The organism is Microcoleus sp. AR_TQ3_B6 (genome assembly GCF_036702785.1).
Lineage (GTDB): Bacteria > Cyanobacteriota > Cyanobacteriia > Cyanobacteriales > Microcoleaceae > Microcoleus.
In genome coordinates, this window is record NZ_JAUBVJ010000046.1 from 45,446 (window position 1) to 64,430 (window position 18,985).

The 18,985-nt window shown below is 46.0% G+C and carries 18 protein-coding genes and 1 riboswitch; of the genes, 13 read left to right on the top strand and 5 right to left on the bottom strand.

Annotated elements, in window-relative coordinates; translation table 11 throughout:
* The first annotated feature begins 39 nt into the window (after nt 1–39).
* Both QUB56_RS21235 and QUB56_RS21240 read left to right on the top strand, forming a co-directional pair.
* On the top strand, nt 40–1,431 hold the full coding sequence (locus tag QUB56_RS21235) for a serine/threonine-protein kinase (RefSeq protein ID WP_332957874.1): 1,392 nt from the start codon (nt 40–42) through the stop codon (nt 1,429–1,431).
* A 73-nt stretch (nt 1,432–1,504) separates the two neighbouring features.
* Nucleotides 1,505–2,107 carry a Uma2 family endonuclease gene (locus QUB56_RS21240; RefSeq protein WP_332957875.1) on the top strand — a complete coding sequence of 201 codons (603 nt, stop codon included), beginning with the start codon at nt 1,505–1,507 and terminating at the stop codon, nt 2,105–2,107.
* 213 nt (nt 2,108–2,320) lie between these two features.
* Here the strand turns inward: QUB56_RS21240 and QUB56_RS21245 are convergent, their stop codons facing one another.
* Entirely contained in the window at nt 2,321–4,669 is a 2,349-nt protein-coding gene (locus tag QUB56_RS21245) for an alkaline phosphatase PhoX (protein WP_332957877.1), read from the bottom strand.
* Nucleotides 4,670–4,893: 224 nt separating this feature from the next.
* Here QUB56_RS21245 and QUB56_RS21250 point away from each other — a divergent pair, with 224 nt between their 5' ends.
* Nucleotides 4,894–5,076: a hypothetical protein gene (locus tag QUB56_RS21250; protein ID WP_332957878.1), complete on the top strand. Its 183-nt coding sequence runs from the start codon at nt 4,894–4,896 to the stop codon at nt 5,074–5,076.
* 2 nt (nt 5,077–5,078) lie between these two features.
* On the opposite strand, the gene QUB56_RS21255 is transcribed toward QUB56_RS21250, so the two are convergent.
* Nucleotides 5,079–5,546, bottom strand: coding sequence for a hypothetical protein (locus QUB56_RS21255; RefSeq protein ID WP_332957880.1), 468 nt, complete (start codon nt 5,544–5,546; stop codon nt 5,079–5,081).
* Nucleotides 5,547–5,749: 203 nt separating this feature from the next.
* Here QUB56_RS21255 and folK point away from each other — a divergent pair, with 203 nt between their 5' ends.
* From folK to QUB56_RS21280, 5 genes are all read left to right on the top strand, one after another.
* Nucleotides 5,750–6,238, top strand: a complete 489-nt coding sequence (gene folK / locus QUB56_RS21260) for a 2-amino-4-hydroxy-6-hydroxymethyldihydropteridine diphosphokinase (protein WP_332957881.1) — start codon at nt 5,750–5,752, stop codon at nt 6,236–6,238.
* A 362-nt stretch (nt 6,239–6,600) separates the two neighbouring features.
* The gene (locus tag QUB56_RS21265; protein ID WP_332957903.1) at nt 6,601–7,149 is read left to right on the top strand and encodes an NUDIX hydrolase; all 549 of its coding nucleotides are present in this window, start codon (nt 6,601–6,603) and stop codon (nt 7,147–7,149) included.
* Between the two features lie 141 nt (nt 7,150–7,290).
* A complete protein-coding gene (locus QUB56_RS21270; RefSeq protein WP_332957882.1) occupies nt 7,291–8,736 on the top strand; it encodes an FAD-binding domain-containing protein in 1,446 nt (481 codons plus the stop codon).
* A 311-nt stretch (nt 8,737–9,047) separates the two neighbouring features.
* Nucleotides 9,048–9,659 (top strand): Uma2 family endonuclease, encoded by a 612-nt coding sequence (locus tag QUB56_RS21275; RefSeq protein WP_332957883.1) that lies wholly within the window; start codon nt 9,048–9,050, stop codon nt 9,657–9,659.
* Nucleotides 9,660–9,676: 17 nt separating this feature from the next.
* Nucleotides 9,677–10,324, top strand: a complete 648-nt coding sequence (locus QUB56_RS21280) for a Uma2 family endonuclease (RefSeq protein WP_332957885.1) — start codon at nt 9,677–9,679, stop codon at nt 10,322–10,324.
* 103 nt (nt 10,325–10,427) lie between these two features.
* Here QUB56_RS21280 and QUB56_RS21285 read toward each other — a convergent pair whose 3' ends face one another.
* Nucleotides 10,428–10,877 carry a hypothetical protein gene (locus QUB56_RS21285; protein ID WP_332957886.1) on the bottom strand — a complete coding sequence of 150 codons (450 nt, stop codon included), beginning with the start codon at nt 10,875–10,877 and terminating at the stop codon, nt 10,428–10,430.
* Between the two features lie 97 nt (nt 10,878–10,974).
* Here QUB56_RS21285 and QUB56_RS21290 point away from each other — a divergent pair, with 97 nt between their 5' ends.
* On the top strand, nt 10,975–11,301 hold the full coding sequence (locus tag QUB56_RS21290) for a hypothetical protein (RefSeq protein WP_332957887.1): 327 nt from the start codon (nt 10,975–10,977) through the stop codon (nt 11,299–11,301).
* Between the two features lie 15 nt (nt 11,302–11,316).
* On the top strand, nt 11,317–13,449 hold the full coding sequence (locus tag QUB56_RS21295) for a pentapeptide repeat-containing protein (RefSeq protein ID WP_332957889.1): 2,133 nt from the start codon (nt 11,317–11,319) through the stop codon (nt 13,447–13,449).
* Between the two features lie 375 nt (nt 13,450–13,824).
* On the opposite strand, the gene QUB56_RS21300 is transcribed toward QUB56_RS21295, so the two are convergent.
* Both QUB56_RS21300 and QUB56_RS21305 read right to left on the bottom strand, forming a co-directional pair.
* Entirely contained in the window at nt 13,825–15,405 is a 1,581-nt protein-coding gene (locus QUB56_RS21300; RefSeq protein ID WP_332957891.1) for an FAD-dependent oxidoreductase, read from the bottom strand.
* Nucleotides 15,406–15,648: 243 nt separating this feature from the next.
* Nucleotides 15,649–16,431 carry a Uma2 family endonuclease gene (locus tag QUB56_RS21305; RefSeq protein ID WP_332957892.1) on the bottom strand — a complete coding sequence of 261 codons (783 nt, stop codon included), beginning with the start codon at nt 16,429–16,431 and terminating at the stop codon, nt 15,649–15,651.
* A 233-nt stretch (nt 16,432–16,664) separates the two neighbouring features.
* Nucleotides 16,665–16,811, top strand: a riboswitch (cobalamin riboswitch).
* 61 nt (nt 16,812–16,872) lie between these two features.
* On the opposite strand from QUB56_RS21305, the gene QUB56_RS21310 reads away from it, so the two are divergent.
* The 3 genes from QUB56_RS21310 to cbiQ are packed head-to-tail and all read left to right on the top strand — an operon-like array spanning nt 16,873 to nt 18,725.
* Nucleotides 16,873–17,589, top strand: a complete 717-nt coding sequence (locus QUB56_RS21310; protein WP_332957904.1) for an energy-coupling factor ABC transporter permease — start codon at nt 16,873–16,875, stop codon at nt 17,587–17,589.
* 6 nt (nt 17,590–17,595) lie between these two features.
* Nucleotides 17,596–17,928 (top strand): energy-coupling factor ABC transporter substrate-binding protein, encoded by a 333-nt coding sequence (locus QUB56_RS21315; protein ID WP_332957894.1) that lies wholly within the window; start codon nt 17,596–17,598, stop codon nt 17,926–17,928.
* Nucleotides 17,925–18,725, top strand: coding sequence for a cobalt ECF transporter T component CbiQ (cbiQ, locus tag QUB56_RS21320; protein WP_332957895.1), 801 nt, complete (start codon nt 17,925–17,927; stop codon nt 18,723–18,725). Before QUB56_RS21315 ends, cbiQ begins: the two co-directional genes overlap by 4 nt.
* Nucleotides 18,726–18,985: the final 260 nt, after the last annotated feature.

Here is an 18,985-nt window from a genome sequence, read left to right on the forward strand (position 1 = left end):
TAAAATTAACAACCACTATTCTCAAGAGGATTGGAAAAAATGGCAAGTAAAATTTTAAAAGAACGTTATGTCATCCAGAAACAGCTAAGTAAAAATGCGGGAAGGCGCACGTTGCTGGCGCGCGACTTGCACACCCAAGAGTTAGTGGCAATTAAGTTACTGATTTTTGGGGAAGATTTTCACTGGGATAACTTGAAGCTGTTTGAACGAGAAGCGCAAACTTTACAACTGCTTTCTCATCCGGCAATTCCCCGTTACTTGGATTACTTTGATGTGGATACACCAACTGGTAAAGGATTTGCCTTGGTACAAAGCTATATCCCAGCCAAATCGTTAGAGGAATGGTTAAAAAGCGGGCGAACTTTTAGCGAAGCAGAAATCAAGCAACTGGCTAAAGCATTACTAGAAATTTTGCGTTACCTTCACGGGCAACAGGCGCAAGTTATTCACCGAGATATCAAGCCGAGTAATATTTTACTGGCAAATAGATCTGGCAATAGTGTCGGTGATGTTTATTTAGTTGATTTTGGTTCCGTACAGACACTAGCGGCCAGAAAAGGTAGCACGATTACTGTTGTTGGCACTTACGGATATATGCCACCCGAACAATTTGGCGGCAGGAATGTTCCCGCTTCCGATATTTACAGCTTGGGTGCAACATTAATTTATTTAGCAACAGGTAGGCATCCAGCCGAGTTATCCCAAGATAATTTGCAAATTCACTTTGAGTCAATAGTTAATCTCAATCCAGATTTAATCGATTGGCTGAAGTGGATGACACAACCGAGTTTGAATCGCCGTCTCGCATCTGCTGGGGAGGCGCTGAAAGCATTAAAAAATCCCCGCCAGCAAACAGATATCTCGGCGATTAGACAAAAACCGTTTGGGAGTAGGATTGAACTGAAGGAAGATGGGGAGAATCTAGAGATTCTGATTCCACCAAAAAGGTTGACTTTTTGGAGCGCCTTCTGGATATTTATAGGAACGTTGTTTTGCTTGGGGTTAGCTTTATGGGCTTTTATATGTATAATAGACGTAATTTTAGGCAACCTTGAAGTCAGTTTTATAGTGGTATTTTCAATTTTTTTTGTAGGCAGCGGTTTTTCTCTATTATGGGAAGCGATCACACTTTTTTCCAGAGATACTAAAATAAATATCGATTGCAATCAGATTTCCGTGACTCACCTGTGGCCAGGGTATAAATGTCAGGTTACTCCAATTATGAATAAAAATCTTAATAATAACATTATGTATATCCGGCATTCGCTGGCAATTTCAGGGCAAGAAAAATTTTATAAAACCCTAGGAATTTATCAGCTAACCCCTCCAGAAATAGAATGGCTGGCCAATGAAATAAGTGCGTTTTCGGCCGGAAAAATTACTGTTGTATCCGCCGATAATAAGTACGTAAAAATCCCTACAGCAAAATAGGGCGCTCGTCCTACCTTTGTGATTCTTGCGAGTAAAAGGTATATTTACACTTTATTGTAGCCCACACAGGTAGATGCGAGCTATTCTAGAAACATACTTGATTCTCGATCGCATTATGGTTGCCTTACCCGATCGCCCATCGATGAGTGCAGAAGAATACCTGGCTTGGGAACCCACCCAAGAGGAACGCTACGAGTATTGGGATGGGGAAGTCGTCGCGATCAGCGGTCAAACCCGCAATCACAATCGAATTACCATAAACTTTTTCAAGCTATTAGATGATAGCCTTAATCTCCCCTACGAAATTTATATTATAGATGTAAAACTTAAAGTGCAACCCGGAAAAAACTATTTTTATCCTGATGTTGTAGTAACTTGTGACGATCGCGATAACGATCCGCAATTAGTGCAATTTCCTTCCTTAATAATCGAAGTTTTATCGCCTTCCACAGAAGCAGCAGATCGCGGCATTAAATTTGCTAAGTACCGCCAATTTTCAACACTGCAAGAGTATGTCTTGATGCAAGCTGAACAGCCAGGAGTAGAGATATTTCGGCGCAATCAACAGGGGCAATGGGTTCTCTCAGAGTATGGTTTGGGCGATTCCTTGCAACTTGAATCGGTGAATCTAGAAATTGCGATCGCCGATTTATATCGCCAAGTACAATTTTCTTAAAAATTCCGCTGTTAAGGGATTTGATATTAATTATCCTAGGATTTTTTTTGATTGTTTGAACGAACCGGGAAGACGCGAAGGCGCTAGAGCGCGAATAAAGAACAGTATCTTCTTCTTTCTCTTTCTTCGCGTCCTTAGCGCCTTCGCCGTTCATTTAATCTTACTCCAGATTCGTAAAAACCCGGTTTTTGGGCCCCGATGGGTAAGCCCTATTTAAACAAACTGACCCGTTGGAGTCGATCGCACGCGGCGAATCCCAATCACCGACGGCATCGGCGATCGGCGCGAATCATTCGAGATATTGCTCGGCCACAAACTGCCGCGAGAAACATTGCGAGTTTGATTAAAAACAGCACCGTTCAAATCCAACATTTCAATTTGCCGGCTGAGTACAGTACCATCATCGATCGGACAATCTTCCCCAGGATGCTGCACCGAAAGCAACAGCGTATCTCCCACAAAAGTCGGCCCCGTCATTTCGCACCGGTTCGGGCCGTAAGCAAACGGAATTACTGTTCCTGCATTCGGGCCGCCCGTCGGAATGTAAAACAGCCAATTGTTGCCGAAAACACCCGTAAAATCTGACACATTTCCAGTCTTTTTATGGTCGATCGTCGTTGGCTTTGCAGTCGCACCGACATCAAAACCGTTGTGCGTGCTAGTAGACATATCAGTGACGCCCCAAATATTGCCTTGAGTGTCAAAAGCCAAATTGTCTACACTAGCAAATCCCGCCCCAGCTACCGCACCGGCTTCTCCACCTTGAGCCAAACGCTGCCAGCGGAAAGTCAAACCTGCACCGTCGGGACTGTCTTCAATTATTTTGTAAAGTCCTCCCGACTGCTGAGTGCTGTTGACTGCGCTACCGTATTTAGCAACAGTAAAAATGCGAGAATCTGGATAGCCTTCGCTTCCGGGTGCGGCGTCAGTATAAGCAATGAAAACTTCCTTAGTAGTAGGATTAACTTCCAAATCTTCCGGCCGCGCCGTCGGAGTGCCACCAATCAAATTAGCAGCTAAAAAAGCATCAACTAAAACCGCACCTTGGCTGCTGTAGAAATTAGCCAGAGTTTTATTTTTGTAGGCGGGAAGTGCTGTTGCTTCATTGGTTGTATCTACTACAAAAGAACCGCCGTCTTCGGTTTGACCTGCAATTCCTGCGCGTTTGGGCAAGCGAGTATTTGCATCTCTTTGAGCTTTGCCAAAACTTGCCAATTCGGCCTCGCCAACTTTAGAAGGACGCACTGGATTTGTCTGGCTATTTATAGTTAGTGGCAGCCATCTTCCCGCACCGTTGCGGTTGTATTGGGCGACGTACAAAACGCCGTCTTCAAATAATCGGCTGTTGTTTTTATCTGCAGGATTTGTGACAGTGCCGTTGCTGACAAATTTCCAGGTGTGTCCGCCGCGCCGATCGTCCCCCATGTACACTACTAACTTGCGTCCAGTTTCGGCGCGAATCGCGACGTTTTCGTGGCGGAAACGGCCTAAAGAAGTGTGCTTCCGGGGGCGGAAACTCGGATTTTGAGGATCGACTTCTACCATCCAGCCGTATTTTTCGCCGACTAAGCCGAATTCCTCACCGGTAGTGCCCTTGGCGTAGCCGGTTTGACCGCCGTTGGGTTTGACATTTTCCTGAACTCCGACGAAGAATAGTTCGCTACCTTGGAAATTTTCTTCAGCGGAGAGGATTGTGCCCCAAGGGGTTGTGCCGCCGGAACAGTTGTAGGCTGTACCGATGATGCGGTTGCCGAGTCCGTCGCTGTTGACTTGCGCGAAGACTTGGGTAGCTGCGGGACCCGTGCCCGTGAGATAGTTATTGTCGCCTTGTCGGGTTCCCCAGGAGGTGACTTCTTTGTATTTGTCGGTACGCTGGCTGTTGGTGCCGAGGCCTGAAAGCCCGTGGATGCGGCGGTTGAGGGGGTCGCCGGCGATCGCCCCAAAGCGTCCGTTGGCTTGTTTGGTGATGCGGACGATCGAACCGCCGAGATTGTACAGGAATTCGCCGAGGGTAGCCTGATTTTTGACCGATAAGTCTATACCGAGGACAGCGCGATCGCTCGCTGGAAATGATGCCACATCAGACGGCGCTTCCGGCGCCACTTTCGACATCGGGAAGGATACGTACTCGTGGTTAACCCAGAGATAACCGTCGTCATTGCTGCCGCGAATGCCTACAAAGCCCGTGTAGTCGTTGTTGTAGCCGAAATAGTCTGCCGGATCGGGGAAAACTCGATCGCCCCAGCGGAGAATCACGTAACGTTCGTATTCCGGCGGCACAACCACATCGTCAACAACGCTGTAACTCGTCAATCTGGTATCCTGTGAGGCCGCCATCACGGTTCCCTCTCCCCCCGGCGCCGTCGGCATGAAGCTGGGAAATTCTCGATAAATTGGCAGCGGGTGGGGAAGTCTTAGAGGAGTGAAAGATGTCGGAACTACAGCTTCGGCCGCGCTGGAATTGATGCCGAACAATGTTTGAGTTAGCTTAGGAGCAAGCACGGTGGTAGCTGCACTGCTACCGAAGAAAATTAGCAGTTGTCGGCGAGTTATTTTAGACATAAATTCCTTTTAAACCCAACATCCCTAGTCAGACGAGTCTCCTATAGAAATCTACTACTGTTAAATTAAGGATAGTTAAAATTCTGATTAATTAAAGTAGGGAAATATTTTGTTTAAAAACACGTTAAATTGCCAGCTAATTAGTCGTCAGTATATTCGTAGTGTGCGCGCTCCACATCTGACTATTTAAAGTAGGGGAAGATTTTAATTAAAAAACCTTAAAATTGGCAGCTATCGAGGTTGACAGACCGACAGCGGATAGCGAACAACTTTGTGGACTTGCTACGCTAACATTGCTGTCAACCCTTCTCCCTCGCTCTTCGGGCTGTCAACTGTCAACTGTCAACTGTCAACTGTCAACTGTCAACTGTCAACTGTCAACTGTCAACTGTCAACTGTCAACATGATATCAATCATCTCGAAAACCCGCATCGTTTTGTCGGGCTGTCGAGCGACTGGGCGCAGGTACATTCATCACTTGCGAAGACCCAGAATTTGCTGCCGAAATATTGCCGTCTCTGAATCCCAGCAGCAATTGAGCATCGGCAAAATATCTAGTCCACTGTTCGATTCTCCCATCTTTTTGCCAGCCGTGGCGGGATACTCTCGATCGCAAAACTGGAACTCTTTGTCGGCTGCGATCGGCTGTAATGATGATTGTAACTTCTGTTAATGCCGGATTTTCTTGAAACTCGCGGGCGATCGACTCTTTCGCTAAATCTTCCGCCTGCTGCACTAAACTCGCAAAAGATTGACTGCCATCCGAATTTAGGGTAAGATAGCTTTCCTTAGTTTCTGCTAAAGATACTGATATATTTGCGGTAAAAATGACCGTTGCCAAAATCCCGGCTGAAAATAAGCGTCGGTGCAAACTCATTATTTTTTAAACTAATGCTGACACTTGTCAATCATAATCAATAAAAATTAACACCTTATTAAGTTATGATTAAAATAATATTTTGTATAATCAGATTTTGCCGACAATAGGGCTTGTAGGCTAGATAACTAAATCATTCTTTATTCTTGCTTTTTCCGTCTCCCCTCTTCCTTCTTCCTTCTTCCTTCTTGCTTCTGCCTTCAATGAAATTAACAAAATGCGCGATCGCCCTCGGTAGCAACTTAGGCGACTCCCTCGCCACACTCTCCTTCGCGATCGAAACCCTCAACAACACCCCAGAAATCGCAGTAAAATCCCATTCAAGCTGGTATCAAACCGCCGCCGTCGGTCCGCCGCAACCGGATTACATCAACGCCTGCGCCATCCTAGAAGTTGCGCTACAACCAGAACAATTGCTAGCAAAATTATTAGAAATCGAGATAAAATTTAATCGAATTCGCAGAGAAAAATGGGGGCCGAGAACCCTAGACCTAGATTTGCTGCTGTACGACAATTTAATCCTAGAAACTCCGACACTGACTCTACCTCATCCCCGGATGACTGAAAGAGCTTTTGTATTAGTACCTTTAGCAGAAATAGCCCCGGATTGGGTGCATCCGGTGACCAAAAGTGCGATCGGCCAACTCCTGCAAACAGCAGACTGTTCCGGAGTGCAAAAATTGCAACTGTAAAAATTGAGCAAAATTCACCGAGGCTACCAGTAAAAAAATGCAACCCTAGGTAAACTCCAAACTGTGATAGTTATCACTCATTCCCAATCTAAAATCTAAAATCTAAAATCTAAAATCCTATGAGATCGGCCAACTCCTGCAAACAGCAGACTGTTCCGGAGTGCAAAAATTGCAACTGTAAAAATTGAGCAAAATTCACAAAGGGTACCAGTTAAAAAAAAAATGCAACCCTAGGTAAGCTCCAAACTGTGATATTTATGAGTCATTCCCAATCTAAAATCTAAAATCTAAAATCTAAAATCCTATAAGATCGCCTATGATGTCTTAAATCGGTGCAATCAAACATTATTCGCATCTCGCTTATGTCGATCGGTCAAGAACTACCCCAAATCCTCAAACAGCGCCTATTTTACCAAGGGCGCAAATTTAACTTTGACGTAGCCACCCTCCGTCTTCCCAACGGTTCCGAAGGCGAGTGGGAATGTATTCGCCACCCGGGCGGAGCACTTGCAGTTCCCGTCACACCCGAAGGTAAACTCGTCTTGGTGCGACAATACCGCTTTGCCACAACAGGGCGAATTTTAGAATTTCCTGCAGGTACAGTCGAAATCAATGAAAGCCCTGCCGAAACTATCAAACGCGAAATCGAAGAAGAAACCGGATATCGCGCCGGAAAATGGCAGAAATTAGGGCAATTTTTTCTCGCCCCCGGTTATTCCGACGAAATCATTTATGCTTTTTTAGCCCAAGATTTGGAAAAACTAGAAAAGCCGCCAGCACAGGACGATGATGAAGACATTGAAACAGTTTTATTCACCCCAGAAGAATTAGAAAAAGCTATTTTAGCTGGGGAACCAATTGACGCAAAATCAATTTCTAGCTTTTTCTTAGCCCGTCCATTTTTGACTTAAATAGGACTGACGAAAAAAACCCGGTTTCTTCTAAAAATCGTGCATCAAACCGATAAATATTAACTCAGAAACCGGGTTCTTGACCCCGCGTGTGTCCAGGACTGTAAAATCTAAAATCTAAAATCTAAAATCTAAAATCGAATGTCCGATCTAATTTTATTTTGGCACCGCCGCGACTTGCGTATTTCTGACAATATCGGACTGGCAGCAGCGCGCCAGGAAAGCCCGAAAGTAGTCGGGATTTTTTGTCTAGATCGCAATATCCTAAATCCGGATGAGGTAGCGCCAGCGAGAGTCACATACATGATCGGCTGCTTGCAAAAACTCTCCTCGGCATACAGGGAATCAGGCAGCCAATTGCTGATAATTCAAGATGACCCGACTCTAGGAATACCGAAATTAGCAACAGCGATCAATGCCAAAGCAGTATTTTGGAACTGGGATGTAGAACCCTACGCAACAAAGCGCGATCGGTCCGTATCAAACGCCCTCCAACAAGCAGGAATTCAAGTCCAAAATTTCTGGGATCAAGTCCTGCACGCCCCAGATGAACTTCGCAGCGGTACAGGGCAACCCTACACCGTTTATACACCTTTTTGGAAAAAATGGAACAGCCTACCCAAAGCCAGACCAGTAGAGACACTGCCGATAACTTATCTGGAATTAATGACCGGATTAACCGCAGAAGAACAAGAAAGCGCCAACCAAGCAGGTGCCATTGAAACACTGCCAACTGCCTTGAGTTTGGGATTTATTTGGGAAAATCCATTAGTAATAGAACCCGGAGAAGATGCAGCGCTAAAAAAATTAGAAGAATTTTGCGATCGCGCAATTTACCAATATCAAGGACAGCGCAATTTCCCCGCAATTAACGGCACATCCCAACTCAGCGCCGCCCTCAAATTTGGTGCAATTGGCATCCGCACGGTTTGGCAAGCTACCCAGAGAGTAATGGATACTTGCCGCAACGAAGAAGCGTTCAAAAGCATCCAGACTTGGCAACAGGAAATAGCGTGGCGGGAATTTTACCAACACGCCATGTATAACTTCCCAGAACTAGCAGACGGCCCCTACCGTCAAGCATTCAAAAACTTTCCTTGGGAAAACGATGAAAAACTCTTTCAAGCTTGGTGCAGGGGCAAAACTGGTTATCCCATTATCGACGCGGCAATGCGGCAGTTAAATCAGACAGGTTGGATGCACAATCGCTGCCGCATGATAGTCGCTAGCTTCCTCACCAAAGATTTAATTATTAACTGGCAGTGGGGCGAACGATACTTCATGCAAAAATTGATAGACGGCGATCTATCTGCTAATAACGGAGGCTGGCAGTGGAGCGCATCCAGCGGCATGGACCCGAAACCTTTGCGAATATTCAATCCCGCCAGTCAAGCTCAAAAATTTGACCCGGAAGGGGAATATATTCGGCAATGGGTTCCAGAATTGCGCCGAGTTGATACTAAACTTTTGCTAACAGGAAATCTTTCGTCTTTAGAACGCCGACTTCTTGCTTATCCCTCTCCAATCGTAGACCACAACGAGCAGCAGCGCAAGTTTAAGGAACTTTACAAGCAGCAAAAAATTTAAACATCACACCCCCTAACCCCGACAAGTTCTGCGAAGTCGGGGTTCTAGCTGACTTGATTACACCTACCGAATTAATATAGCAATCCTAAATCATTTGTGAATTTCTTACTCCCGGACTAAGGCATCGGGGAGGGCTGGGGTGGGGTAAAAAATTTACGACTCATGCAAGAATTGCTATATGTGATATCATGTTCTGTTAATTGCCATTAAAAATTTTGTTTGTAGTAAGGAGTTGAGTCCTTATTGACTCTATTCGAGGACTAAAGTCCTCAGTACGAACTATTGATGGTTATATGAACGGAGAATTTTTTATGATTAAAACCACAATCAAATCGATAACATTTGAAGAGTTTTTAGAATGGTATCCAGATGGAAAAGGACGTTTGGAGCTCCGCAATGGAGTAATAGTTGAAATGAATCCAAATGGCGAGCATGAGGAAGTTACAGGTTTTCTCATCCGAAAAATTAACGTAGAAATTGACCGTTTAAATCTTCCTTATGTAACACCGTCAACTTATTTTCTCAGACCTCCCGAAACGACCACGGGCTACCAGCCCGATCTCATAGTCTTAGACAAACCAGCCTTAATTTCAGAGCCACTCTGGAAAAAATCATCAGTTATTTCTCAAGGTAGCTCTGTTAAGCTTGTTGTCGAAGTAGTTAGCACTAACTGGCAAGATGATTACCTGGTAAAAGTGGCTGAGTATGAAAGATTGGGTATCCCGGAATACTGGATTGTTGACTGTGCTGCCTTGGGTGGCAGGCGCTTCATCGGCAATCCCAAACAACCTACTGTTTCGATTTACCAGTTGGTGGATGGGGAGTACCAGGTTAGCCAGTTCCGAGAGGGCGATAGGATTATTTCGTCTGCCTTCGGGGAACTTAATCTGACTGTTGAGCAGGTTTTTAGCTCTATAACTTAAATAAATCGGAGGTTGAAATGGTAACTCTGCAATTAAGACAAATCAGTGTACCCCCAGGACATAGAGTGCTGTTCCATGATGTCAACTGGCAGGAATTTGAAGCAATTTTAGAAGAGTTGGGAGAACACCGTGGCTCTAGAATAGCTTACAGTCAAGGAACTTTGGAGATTAGGATGCCACTACCAGAACATGAATTCAATAAGGAAATCATTGGCGATATGGTGAAAATATTACTCGAAGAACTTGAAATTGATCGAGAATGTTTTGGTTCGACGACTTTTAAGCGAAAAAATATGTTACAAGGAATTGAACCTGACAACTGCTTTTACATTCAGAATTACGCTCTAATGATTGGCAAAAAGCGGATCGACTTAACCGTCGATCCGCCGCCTGACTTAGCAATTGAAGTCGATCTAACTTCTAAAACTCAACTCGATGCTTGCGAAGCTTTGGGAGTACCTGAAATATGGCGCTATGAAAATAAGAAGCTTCAGATTAATGTGCTTGAAGATGGGAAATATGTTGAAGCTGAAATTAGTCCGAGCTTTCCCAATCTGCCAATTATTGCAGCTATTTCTCAATATTGCGAAGAAAGTCAAACAGCGGGTACGAGTCAAACTCTCAGATTGTTTCGCCAGTGGGTGAAAAACCAAATACAAAATTGATAGGAAATCCCTAGTTAACGCACTTGCTGTTGAAAAGCAGGCTGCTTGACGATCGCAAAAAAGCCAATTTTCTGACAGCAAGCCTCCTAATTACGTTGTATTGTTAATTTCGCTTTTGGGAAATAGAGAGAGAGTAAGGGTGTTGACCTTGAGATCGATCGCCCACAAAAATAAGATAAGTCCCCTTGTCCCCATAACCGGAAAATTCTAGATTCCCCGCAGCAGCAGAAGCCGGCAGCACGCAGAAACGCCCCCTGGGCCCTTGAATCATTAAACTCGGAGCTCCAGCGGTTTGTACTGCAATCCGCCAGTAAGGCAAATCCTGCGTTACTTCGATGACGTGGTTGGGTGCTTGGGACACAAAACCGCAGTCGCCGCTATTGTTCGCGCCGCCGGAAACTCCAGATACTCCCAGCGGTTCGGGAAATCCCGGAGCAATTTGTAGCGGTTGGCTCCCAATAGCGCCGGCATCCGCTAAAATCATTGCCAAGGCTAGGGTCACGATCGAGCTAAACCACAGTTGGCCGCGATCGCCCGGATAATGGATCTTCATGTTTCCTCACACAATGGCATTTGCTTGTAGTTCATTGACGGTAGGCGATAATTGCGGTTCCGAACACATTAATCTAAACTAACTCCCGAATTTTTTTATGAATCCTCAAAATAACTTCAAATGGCAGCAAGCGTTCGGAGAACTAAAAGCTAAACTAGAACGATCGCCGCTCATCACACAAAATCCAGACACCTATCAAGCCGTCGGAACTTTCTACAATCAATTACTCGACAAGTTTCAAAAACTCCCCAAACCGGGACAGGTGGCAGCCTTTGCCTTGGCATCGATAATTGTCCTGACAGTCTTCAATAGTGTCGTACAGCTAATTTCGGCCCTGATGACTCTAGCCGTTCTCGGAGTGCTAATCTACATAGCATATAAATTGGCAATTTCCCCCCAGTCCTCAAATACTAACGACAAATAATAGGAATTTCTGAATATGGCTAGCCCCACCGCGCCCAGCGGCCTCAATCAACCCGATCCGTCTTGGCAAACACAATCCAAGCAAATGCCACTGCTGGTTCGCAGGTGCGGCGCTTGGGCCGTGGAAATTTCGTTAATTGCCGCCAGCGCCCTCGTTCCCTTCAGTATCGGGGTATTGGTCAACAATGAATCTCAAACCGTGCCACTCAATCCCTCCATAGCAGCAGCATCCGAAACCGTCGCCCGTACTTTGGGCATACCGGTGCGCGATCGCAGCCCCAGAGTCTCCGCCCTAACTAATCTATTCTGGTCAGCGGCCCTGCTGGCACCGGCAGTTTTAGCAGCGTCGCAACTGTTTTTGCTCGCCAGAACCGGTCAAACTCTCCCCAAACGCTGGTTCGGTGTCAAAGTTGTCACAGCCTCGGGTACTCCTGGGGGTTTTGGGCAAGTGCTAATTCGCGAAAGTTTAGGGCGCTGGGGAGTGCCTATGGGCGTCGCTTACGGCATTTGGCGCTTGACGGGTGCGTTTCCAGATTTGCTGATTTTAGGGGGGCTGTGCGGCTTGGCAGCGATCGCAGACGGCGCTTTTGCATGGCGTTACAAACGGCAAGCGGGACACGATCGCCTCGCTAATACTTTGGTGGTCAGCGCCCAGGAGAATCAACTGTCTCCCAATCCACTCAAGAGTCCAGATTGGACTGAGGAAGACGCGCAGATTGCGGCTTTGGTTGTGACGCCGCAAACCGGGCTCGCAGAAAGTCCCAGTTTGTGGAATTGGATTCGCCAACACCCAGGGGCAACTTTAGTGATAGTTACCATCGGTAGCGCGGGATTGATTTTAACTTTGTTTGTCGGCACTCTCATCTACACTCAAACTCAAGCAAATCTGCGGGATTCCCGGCAGCGGAACGACGAATTATTTGTGGCTTTAGTCAGCAAATTGTCTCCCACATCAACTAGCGGGGCATCCGGCAGGCGATCGGCCATTTTGGCCTTGGGGGCCGTGGAAGACTCCCGCGCCGTACCCCTGCTAGCGGATTTGCTAGCTCAAGAAGACAGCCGCGCCATGCTGGACGCGATCCAGCAAGCTTTAGTCAGTAGCGGGCCGAAAGCTTTGCCTGAGTTGCAGCGGTTGAACCAATCTCTCAGCAACGACCTCGATTCCCTGGGCTTTGGCGGCAAGGCCCCGGAACGCGAGTTAGCGGCCGCCCGCCAGCGAACAGTACAAAGGGCGATCGGCAAAATTCTCACAGTGTATAGCAGCCAGCTCAACGGCGCGGATCTGAGCCGCACGGATTTAGCTCAAAGTCCTGCCGGCCCTGGTCAGTTTACTTTAGTATTAAACAAAGTTGACTTGTCGGGAATTAAGTTGAAAGAGGCTAATTTAACCAATGCCAGCTTGCAGGGAACTCGCTTTTACGGCACTGGCGAAGACAGGCGGCCGGGTACATTTGACGATTGGATTTCTGACTTGACCGCAGCTAATTTTGAAGGAGCAAATTTGACCGGGGCATCTTTGAACAGTGCTGTAATGAACCGGACTACTTTTGTGCGCGCTGTCCTCAACAAAGCTAATTTGTCCAGCGGAAATTTGAAGGCAGCTAATTTCAGCAGTGCTATTTTAATTGGGGCTTCTTTGCAGGAAGCAATGTTAAAAAATGCAATTTTTACAGGTGCAGATATAGGAAGCGCGAATTTGTCGGGAGCGGATTTGTCAGGTGCGCGTTTGGGCAAAGTGAAGGCTCAAGGCGCTCAGTTGTCCTTGACAAATTTGTCTAAATCAGAATGGCAAGGTGCTGATTTGTCCGGTGCGGATTTGAGTGGCGCGAACTTACAAAATGCGGATTTGAGCTCGACTAAACTCGCCAACGTGAATTTAAAAGATGCTCGATTGCAAGATGCTAATTTGCGGAATGCGGAGGTGAGTTCGGTTGATTTGAGGGGCGCGAATTTAGCGGGAGCGAATTTTAAAGGGGCTGTGTTCCTGGGGAAGGCAGCTTCGGAGCAATTTATTCAAAATCCGACCGGTAGTAAATCGGGTCGATTCCAAGGAGTTGATTTTGCCGAGGCTAAGAATTTAGATCAAAGTCAAATTGCTTACATTTGTTTGCAAGGGGGGATTCATCCGAAGTGCCCGCCGAAGAATTAAGGATTGGCTGTTAGCGAGTAGGGGACATAATATTAATAGCAATTTTACTCATTTTTTGCTAAAAACTTTTGTGTTGAGTTTCGTTTCACGGGCAAAACCTACTACTGAATTGTTGATTGATAGTCCAGGACGCACGGGTGGTCAGAAAGCTGTTTTTTTTACCGAAAGATGCGTTATATCATTTCCGGTTACACCGTCCGTGATGTTGACGGTTGACGGTTGACTGTTGACAGTCAACCGTCAACCGTCAACAGTCAACAGTGAACTCGAATTTACTATTCCGATGCTAACGGATTTGATATTACAGACCGCAGAACAAGGCAAAAAACCCGGTCATGAAGGTTTTGATGCGTCCAGGACTAATTGAAATTGCTATTACGCAATAGCATCCGAAGTGACAAGATTCTCAAATTGCGCCAATAGCATTCCATCAGCATTATTTGCAACTCCAAAAATTCTAGGTAACTGACCTGTTTCAGCCAGAACTTGTCTCACTTCTCGGTTAGATACCTCGGCTAGAGTTTTGTTATTTAGAAGGGCATTAATCGCCGCGATACCGACACCTTGACCAACGGCGACGTTGAATTCAACAATTCTGCCTGCAGAACAGGCAAACCCTTCAAATCCAGAACACGGACTGACCACTGCCAGGTTAGGAACGTTTTTAATTAATGCGTGGCGGATGCCAATATTGAAGGTAGGCTTTTTAAAAAGCATACTTTTAAACCATCCTAGACTGTTTGCTTTCTCGTCAAGACCCTGGATACCTCCGCGGATATCAAAATAATAGCTAAATGTTCCCAGTGCCTCATTAGCAGGTACGCCACCTAAAAGCATTTGTGCGCCAGTTAAAGGTTCTACAACTCCCGTCACATTGCCGGCGTGTCTGATATAAAGTTCTGACGCAGTAGTAACAGAAGTAGCCCCCAAACTCCTCAACCAAGCTGCAAGAAATGATATCTCTTTTTTCATATTAGCCGTGGGTTTGCTCCCGCTTCTCGCTAAGGCTTCCGCTTCGCTGGCGGTGACTGCAAATAAAAGCGCATTCCACGAAAGTCTGTCATTTGGAAGTATTGCTATATTTCCCAGATCTAAAATCATGCCAGTTTCAGAAAAAGATAGCTTTCTTCCTCTAAAGGAGTGGTAAGCTACAGATAAAGCCGGCGAGCGAACATCGATGTAATCGTTTTCCCCCCACAGAGTTTTGAGATTGCCTCTAGTGTCGATCATTTCCCGCCGGAGTTTTTCTGCTAGTTGGGCATCCTTGTCAGCAGCGGACAGCAAAAAATTTTGAGCCTCTGAATCGGCCAGGTTTGTGAAGCGTTTTAGATAAGTGTAATCGAGTTCTTTCAGTCTCCTTGCACTGAGTCCTTGGGTTTCAAAAACGAGGGTGACTGCAAGTTCTGAGTTAGGCAGACCAAATGTTTCAAATCCCTGCAACTTTCTCACGCCGGCAGCTTGAGCTAATTCGGCATTGACAGTGGCATCAATAAATTGCTTGCCGACATAAACTGTGCCTCTAGAGGTGGTTATACTGGCAATTTTTTGGCCTTCTTTTTTGACTGATTGAATTTCTACGTTGCTGAGGATATCGACTCCAGCTTGTAACAGCATTTGTTTCAGCGCTGCACTGGCTTTGCCGGCATCAAGTGCAATTTTCGTAACACCGGATTTTTGCAGGAATTCTTTATAGATTGCCGGCGGTGAACCAAAGGTATCTAAATTTAAAGATTGTTTAAGTTCTGGACTAATCTGACTTCTATCTAAATAAGCAAGGCCTCCTCTTACCAAATGCCCGCCAATTCCTTCTTGCGAGCTTCCTTTAGACATTAGCAGAACTCGCGGATAAAGCTTTGTCCGGCGACGATATTCTCTGGCGGCAGAGATAACAGCGAGAACTCCTGGAACTTCATCACCAAAGCCGATGACATCGTAATAGCGCACATCCATGACCATTATTTAATAACCTCTTCTGATTTTTATCTTTTGGAGCTGGATCTCAATGTTTGCCGTCAAACTCTCTGTTTGTGTCAAGTCTAGCCCCATATTTCCCGATTTTTGCGATAAATATTCACACATTCCTGGATGCAGCAACCGGGTTTTTTCCCGAAAATCCTCCGTTGAGGGCGATCGATCGGGCGTTGAAAAACCCGGTTTCTCAGCGTCAAGAGTCTGTAAGTATCGTAGGCTTTACTGCCATCAGCTCAGAGTATCAGGATCAATCCCCAACTCCCGCAATCGCTGAGCTAATCGATCGGAACGTTGGGCCAATCGATCGGCGCGCTGCGATTCCTGTTGGGCGCGCTGCGATTCCTGTTGGGCGCGCTGCGATTCCTGTTGGGCGCGCTGCGATTCCTGTTGGGCGCGCTGCGCTGATTCTTTCACCTGTTCTTCAGGAGTCAGATAACGTTTTCCATCGGCATCATACCAATACAACCACTCCCTTGTCACCCCAGAATAATTGCCCCTTTCACAACCAATTCCCAAACCAATTTCTGGCATCCAAACTGGATGTCCTGGCTGTAACTCGTACTTCCCATTGACTAACTTGTGTACTTCCAAACGGGGTTTACGGCGGCGGCGGGAAGAATAAATGACGTAATAAAGTATGCCTAAAGCTTGATATTCCTCCAACTTTGCGGTGTATTCTTTGCGATAAGTTGGGGAAACTACTTCCAGCACAAAAGTCGGCAGAACATTTTCATCCCACAGGACGTAACTAGGACGCAATTCTTCATCATAAAACCTTTCTACACCTAAACTCAAGAAAGCATCGGGTACAATGGCAGGTTTGTCTGGGTGATAATAGATACCCATATCTATGCCAAAAAACCAGTCCATTCGTTCTCCCCAAAGTATGAGCAATATTGCTTTTAGCAACCCTGGTATTAATTCTTGCAGTTCGTTATCCACAGGCGTTTCATCAGAGTCTGGTAGTTCATCGGCTGAGGGCCAGTGCCTCGGGAATTTGTAATCTAACATGGCGACTTTTCTCAAAACTCACTAAGATTATAGCGTTTACTTGTTTTGCGAGAGTTGTTTATCTGGCTACAAACTACTTTATAAATACTAAAAGAAGGTTTATTTAACGAACCGCGAAGGCGCAAAGGACGCGAAGGAAGAGAAAGAATAGAATGAAGAAGATAGATAATCTCGAGTGAGTTAATCTGAATGAATTTTTGTAAAAGATTTGCTGAGATTTACGCGATCGACTAAACTATGTCTAACGAGTCGGTTCTAATGGGGAGCAGCCGTTAGAGGAAAGGGGGAAAGTTCGGTGCAAGTCCGGCGCTGTCCCGCAACTGTAATGAGAGTTTTGTCGCTTTCTGAGTCAGGATGCCCGCCGATGTGTTAATTTACATAGTCTCATCTGCGAGGTTCAGCGTGAAGACCAGAAATCGGAAATTGGTCAGCTTGGGATTGATGGCTGGCTTGAGTTGTTATATTGTCCTGGGCTCGGCAACGCCCGCCGCAGCTATGCACATTTCAGAAGGTTTTTTGCCGGTGCAATGGGCGGCTTTTTGGTGGATGGTGGCGTTGCCTTTTTTTGCATTTGGGTTGCGATCGATTACTCGCATTACAAAAGAACACCCGGAACTTAAACTATTGCTTGCTTTGGCGGGTGCGTTTACTTTTGTGCTTTCTGCTTTAAAAATTCCTTCGGTAACGGGCAGTTGTTCTCACCCGACGGGTACCGGTTTGGGTGCAATTTTGTTCGGCCCCTCGGTGATGGCTGTACTGGGGGCTTTAGTTTTGTTGTTTCAAACGTTACTGTTAGCGCATGGTGGCTTGACAACGCTGGGAGCGAATATGTTTTCGATGGCAATTGTCGGCCCTTTTGCTGCGTATTTTCTCTATCGATTGCTGTTGCGAACTGGTAGCCAGCGGGCAGCAATTTTTTGTGCGGCGGCTTTGGCAGATTTACTGACTTATGTGACGACTTCGATTCAATTAGCATTAGCTTTCCCGGCCGCAAGTGGCGGTTTTATGGCTTCGTTTCTCAAGTTTGCTGGCATCTTTGCTATCACTCAAGTACCCCTGGCTATTAGTGAGGGATTGCTGACTCTATTGGTCTGGAATTGGCTGCATTCTTACGGGAAGCAGGAGTTGGAAACTTTGAAATTATTGAGGCAGGAGTGAGGGGCAGTGAATCAAAAACCTACAAAAAATTACCAATCTACTTCGCTGCAAAATTGGCTGTTGGCTGGCGGTGTGATTGTTCTGGCAGTGTTTCCTCTCGTTTTTGTGCGGGGTAAATACGGTGGTTCCGATGACCAAGCTAAGAAAGCAATTACGGAAATTCAACCGGGTTATAAACCTTGGTTTAATCATTTGTTTGAGCCGGCTAGCAGCGAAATTTCAAGTCTATTGTTTGCGTCTCAAGCGGCGATGGGGGCTGGCGTAGTTGGGTACGTCATTGGGTTGTATAAAGGCCGATCGCAATCTCGGCAGCAGTCTGATAATAAATCGTCGGAATGAACCATCAGATTGATAGTCTGGCTTATACAAATCGCTTGCGGGGGTTGCCGCCATCTCACAAGTTATCCTTTGCGATCGCCCTTTTAATTCTGTCTCTAGTTTCTGGGACGATGGTCCAATTGTCGATCGCCCTTTGGTTGGCCGTCTGGATCGTCATCTATGCGGGTATTCCGGGGAAACTGTATTTGCGGTTGCTGTCCCTACCGTTGATGTTTTTGCTGACAAGTTTGCCTGCTTTGGCGCTGGGTGCGGTTGCGGGCGATCGTATCCCCGCAATTGGGTGGGATATTTGGCAAGGTTGGGGCATTAGCACAGGCACTTTTTATCTATATGTGAGTCGCACTGGAATATACCAAGTGAGCTTGCTGTTTGCCCGCGCCTTCGCATCGACAAGCTGTATGTATTTCATCCTCTTGACGGTTCCATTTACCGAAATCTTGCAAATTCTCAGACAATTACGCTGTCCAGAGTTGGTCACAGAACTGCTATTACTAATGTATCGGTTTATTTTTAGCTTATTGGCGATCGCCGATGAACTTTGGATAGCCCAAAACTCCCGCTGCGGCTACCGCACTTGGAAACTAGGAATGCGTAGTTTAGGCATTTTAATCGGGCAATTGCTTCAGCGAACTTTGGAAAACTACCGTCAAGTATCGCTGAGTTTAGCGTCGCGCGGCTTTAATGGAAAACTGCGCGTTTGGAATTCTTACCCTTATAAACCTTCGCGAAGATATATATTTGAAGCCGTGTTTGGGTGTACAGTTTTAACTTTGTTAAACGTACTATTTCAACATTAAATTACTTCCAGGCTCTGCCTGGGAACGCAGAACCGGAGCCTCTGCCTCCAATTTCCCCTTCGCCACGCGAGGCAGAGCAAGAGTGAAATCGGTTCCCAGGCACAGCCTAGGAACCAGTCAAACCAGTCAAATTTATTCCCTGCCGGACTGCCGGACTTAATATATGACTTTTATGAACATAATTAGGTAGTGCTTTTTTGTAAAGGACAGAGGAAAACAATCTATCTTATTATGCAATCCCCATTTTTTTTCTGATTTGT

Excerpts from the sequence above, each read along its gene's own strand:
- QUB56_RS21235 (WP_332957874.1), top strand. The coding sequence starts at position 40 with ATGGCAAGTAAAATTTTAAAAGAACGTTATGTCATCCAGAAACAGCTA.
- QUB56_RS21240 (WP_332957875.1), top strand. The coding sequence starts at position 1,505 with ATGCGAGCTATTCTAGAAACATACTTGATTCTCGATCGCATTATGGTT.
- QUB56_RS21245 (WP_332957877.1), bottom strand. The coding sequence starts at position 4,669 with ATGTCTAAAATAACTCGCCGACAACTGCTAATTTTCTTCGGTAGCAGT.
- QUB56_RS21255 (WP_332957880.1), bottom strand. The coding sequence starts at position 5,546 with ATGAGTTTGCACCGACGCTTATTTTCAGCCGGGATTTTGGCAACGGTC.
- folK (WP_332957881.1), top strand. The coding sequence starts at position 5,750 with ATGAAATTAACAAAATGCGCGATCGCCCTCGGTAGCAACTTAGGCGAC.
- QUB56_RS21265 (WP_332957903.1), top strand. The coding sequence starts at position 6,601 with ATGTCGATCGGTCAAGAACTACCCCAAATCCTCAAACAGCGCCTATTT.
- QUB56_RS21270 (WP_332957882.1), top strand. The coding sequence starts at position 7,291 with ATGTCCGATCTAATTTTATTTTGGCACCGCCGCGACTTGCGTATTTCT.
- QUB56_RS21275 (WP_332957883.1), top strand. The coding sequence starts at position 9,048 with ATGATTAAAACCACAATCAAATCGATAACATTTGAAGAGTTTTTAGAA.
- QUB56_RS21280 (WP_332957885.1), top strand. The coding sequence starts at position 9,677 with ATGGTAACTCTGCAATTAAGACAAATCAGTGTACCCCCAGGACATAGA.
- QUB56_RS21285 (WP_332957886.1), bottom strand. The coding sequence starts at position 10,877 with ATGAAGATCCATTATCCGGGCGATCGCGGCCAACTGTGGTTTAGCTCG.
- QUB56_RS21290 (WP_332957887.1), top strand. The coding sequence starts at position 10,975 with ATGAATCCTCAAAATAACTTCAAATGGCAGCAAGCGTTCGGAGAACTA.
- QUB56_RS21295 (WP_332957889.1), top strand. The coding sequence starts at position 11,317 with ATGGCTAGCCCCACCGCGCCCAGCGGCCTCAATCAACCCGATCCGTCT.
- QUB56_RS21300 (WP_332957891.1), bottom strand. The coding sequence starts at position 15,405 with ATGGTCATGGATGTGCGCTATTACGATGTCATCGGCTTTGGTGATGAA.
- QUB56_RS21305 (WP_332957892.1), bottom strand. The coding sequence starts at position 16,431 with ATGTTAGATTACAAATTCCCGAGGCACTGGCCCTCAGCCGATGAACTA.
- QUB56_RS21310 (WP_332957904.1), top strand. The coding sequence starts at position 16,873 with ATGGCTGGCTTGAGTTGTTATATTGTCCTGGGCTCGGCAACGCCCGCC.
- cbiQ (WP_332957895.1), top strand. The coding sequence starts at position 17,925 with ATGAACCATCAGATTGATAGTCTGGCTTATACAAATCGCTTGCGGGGG.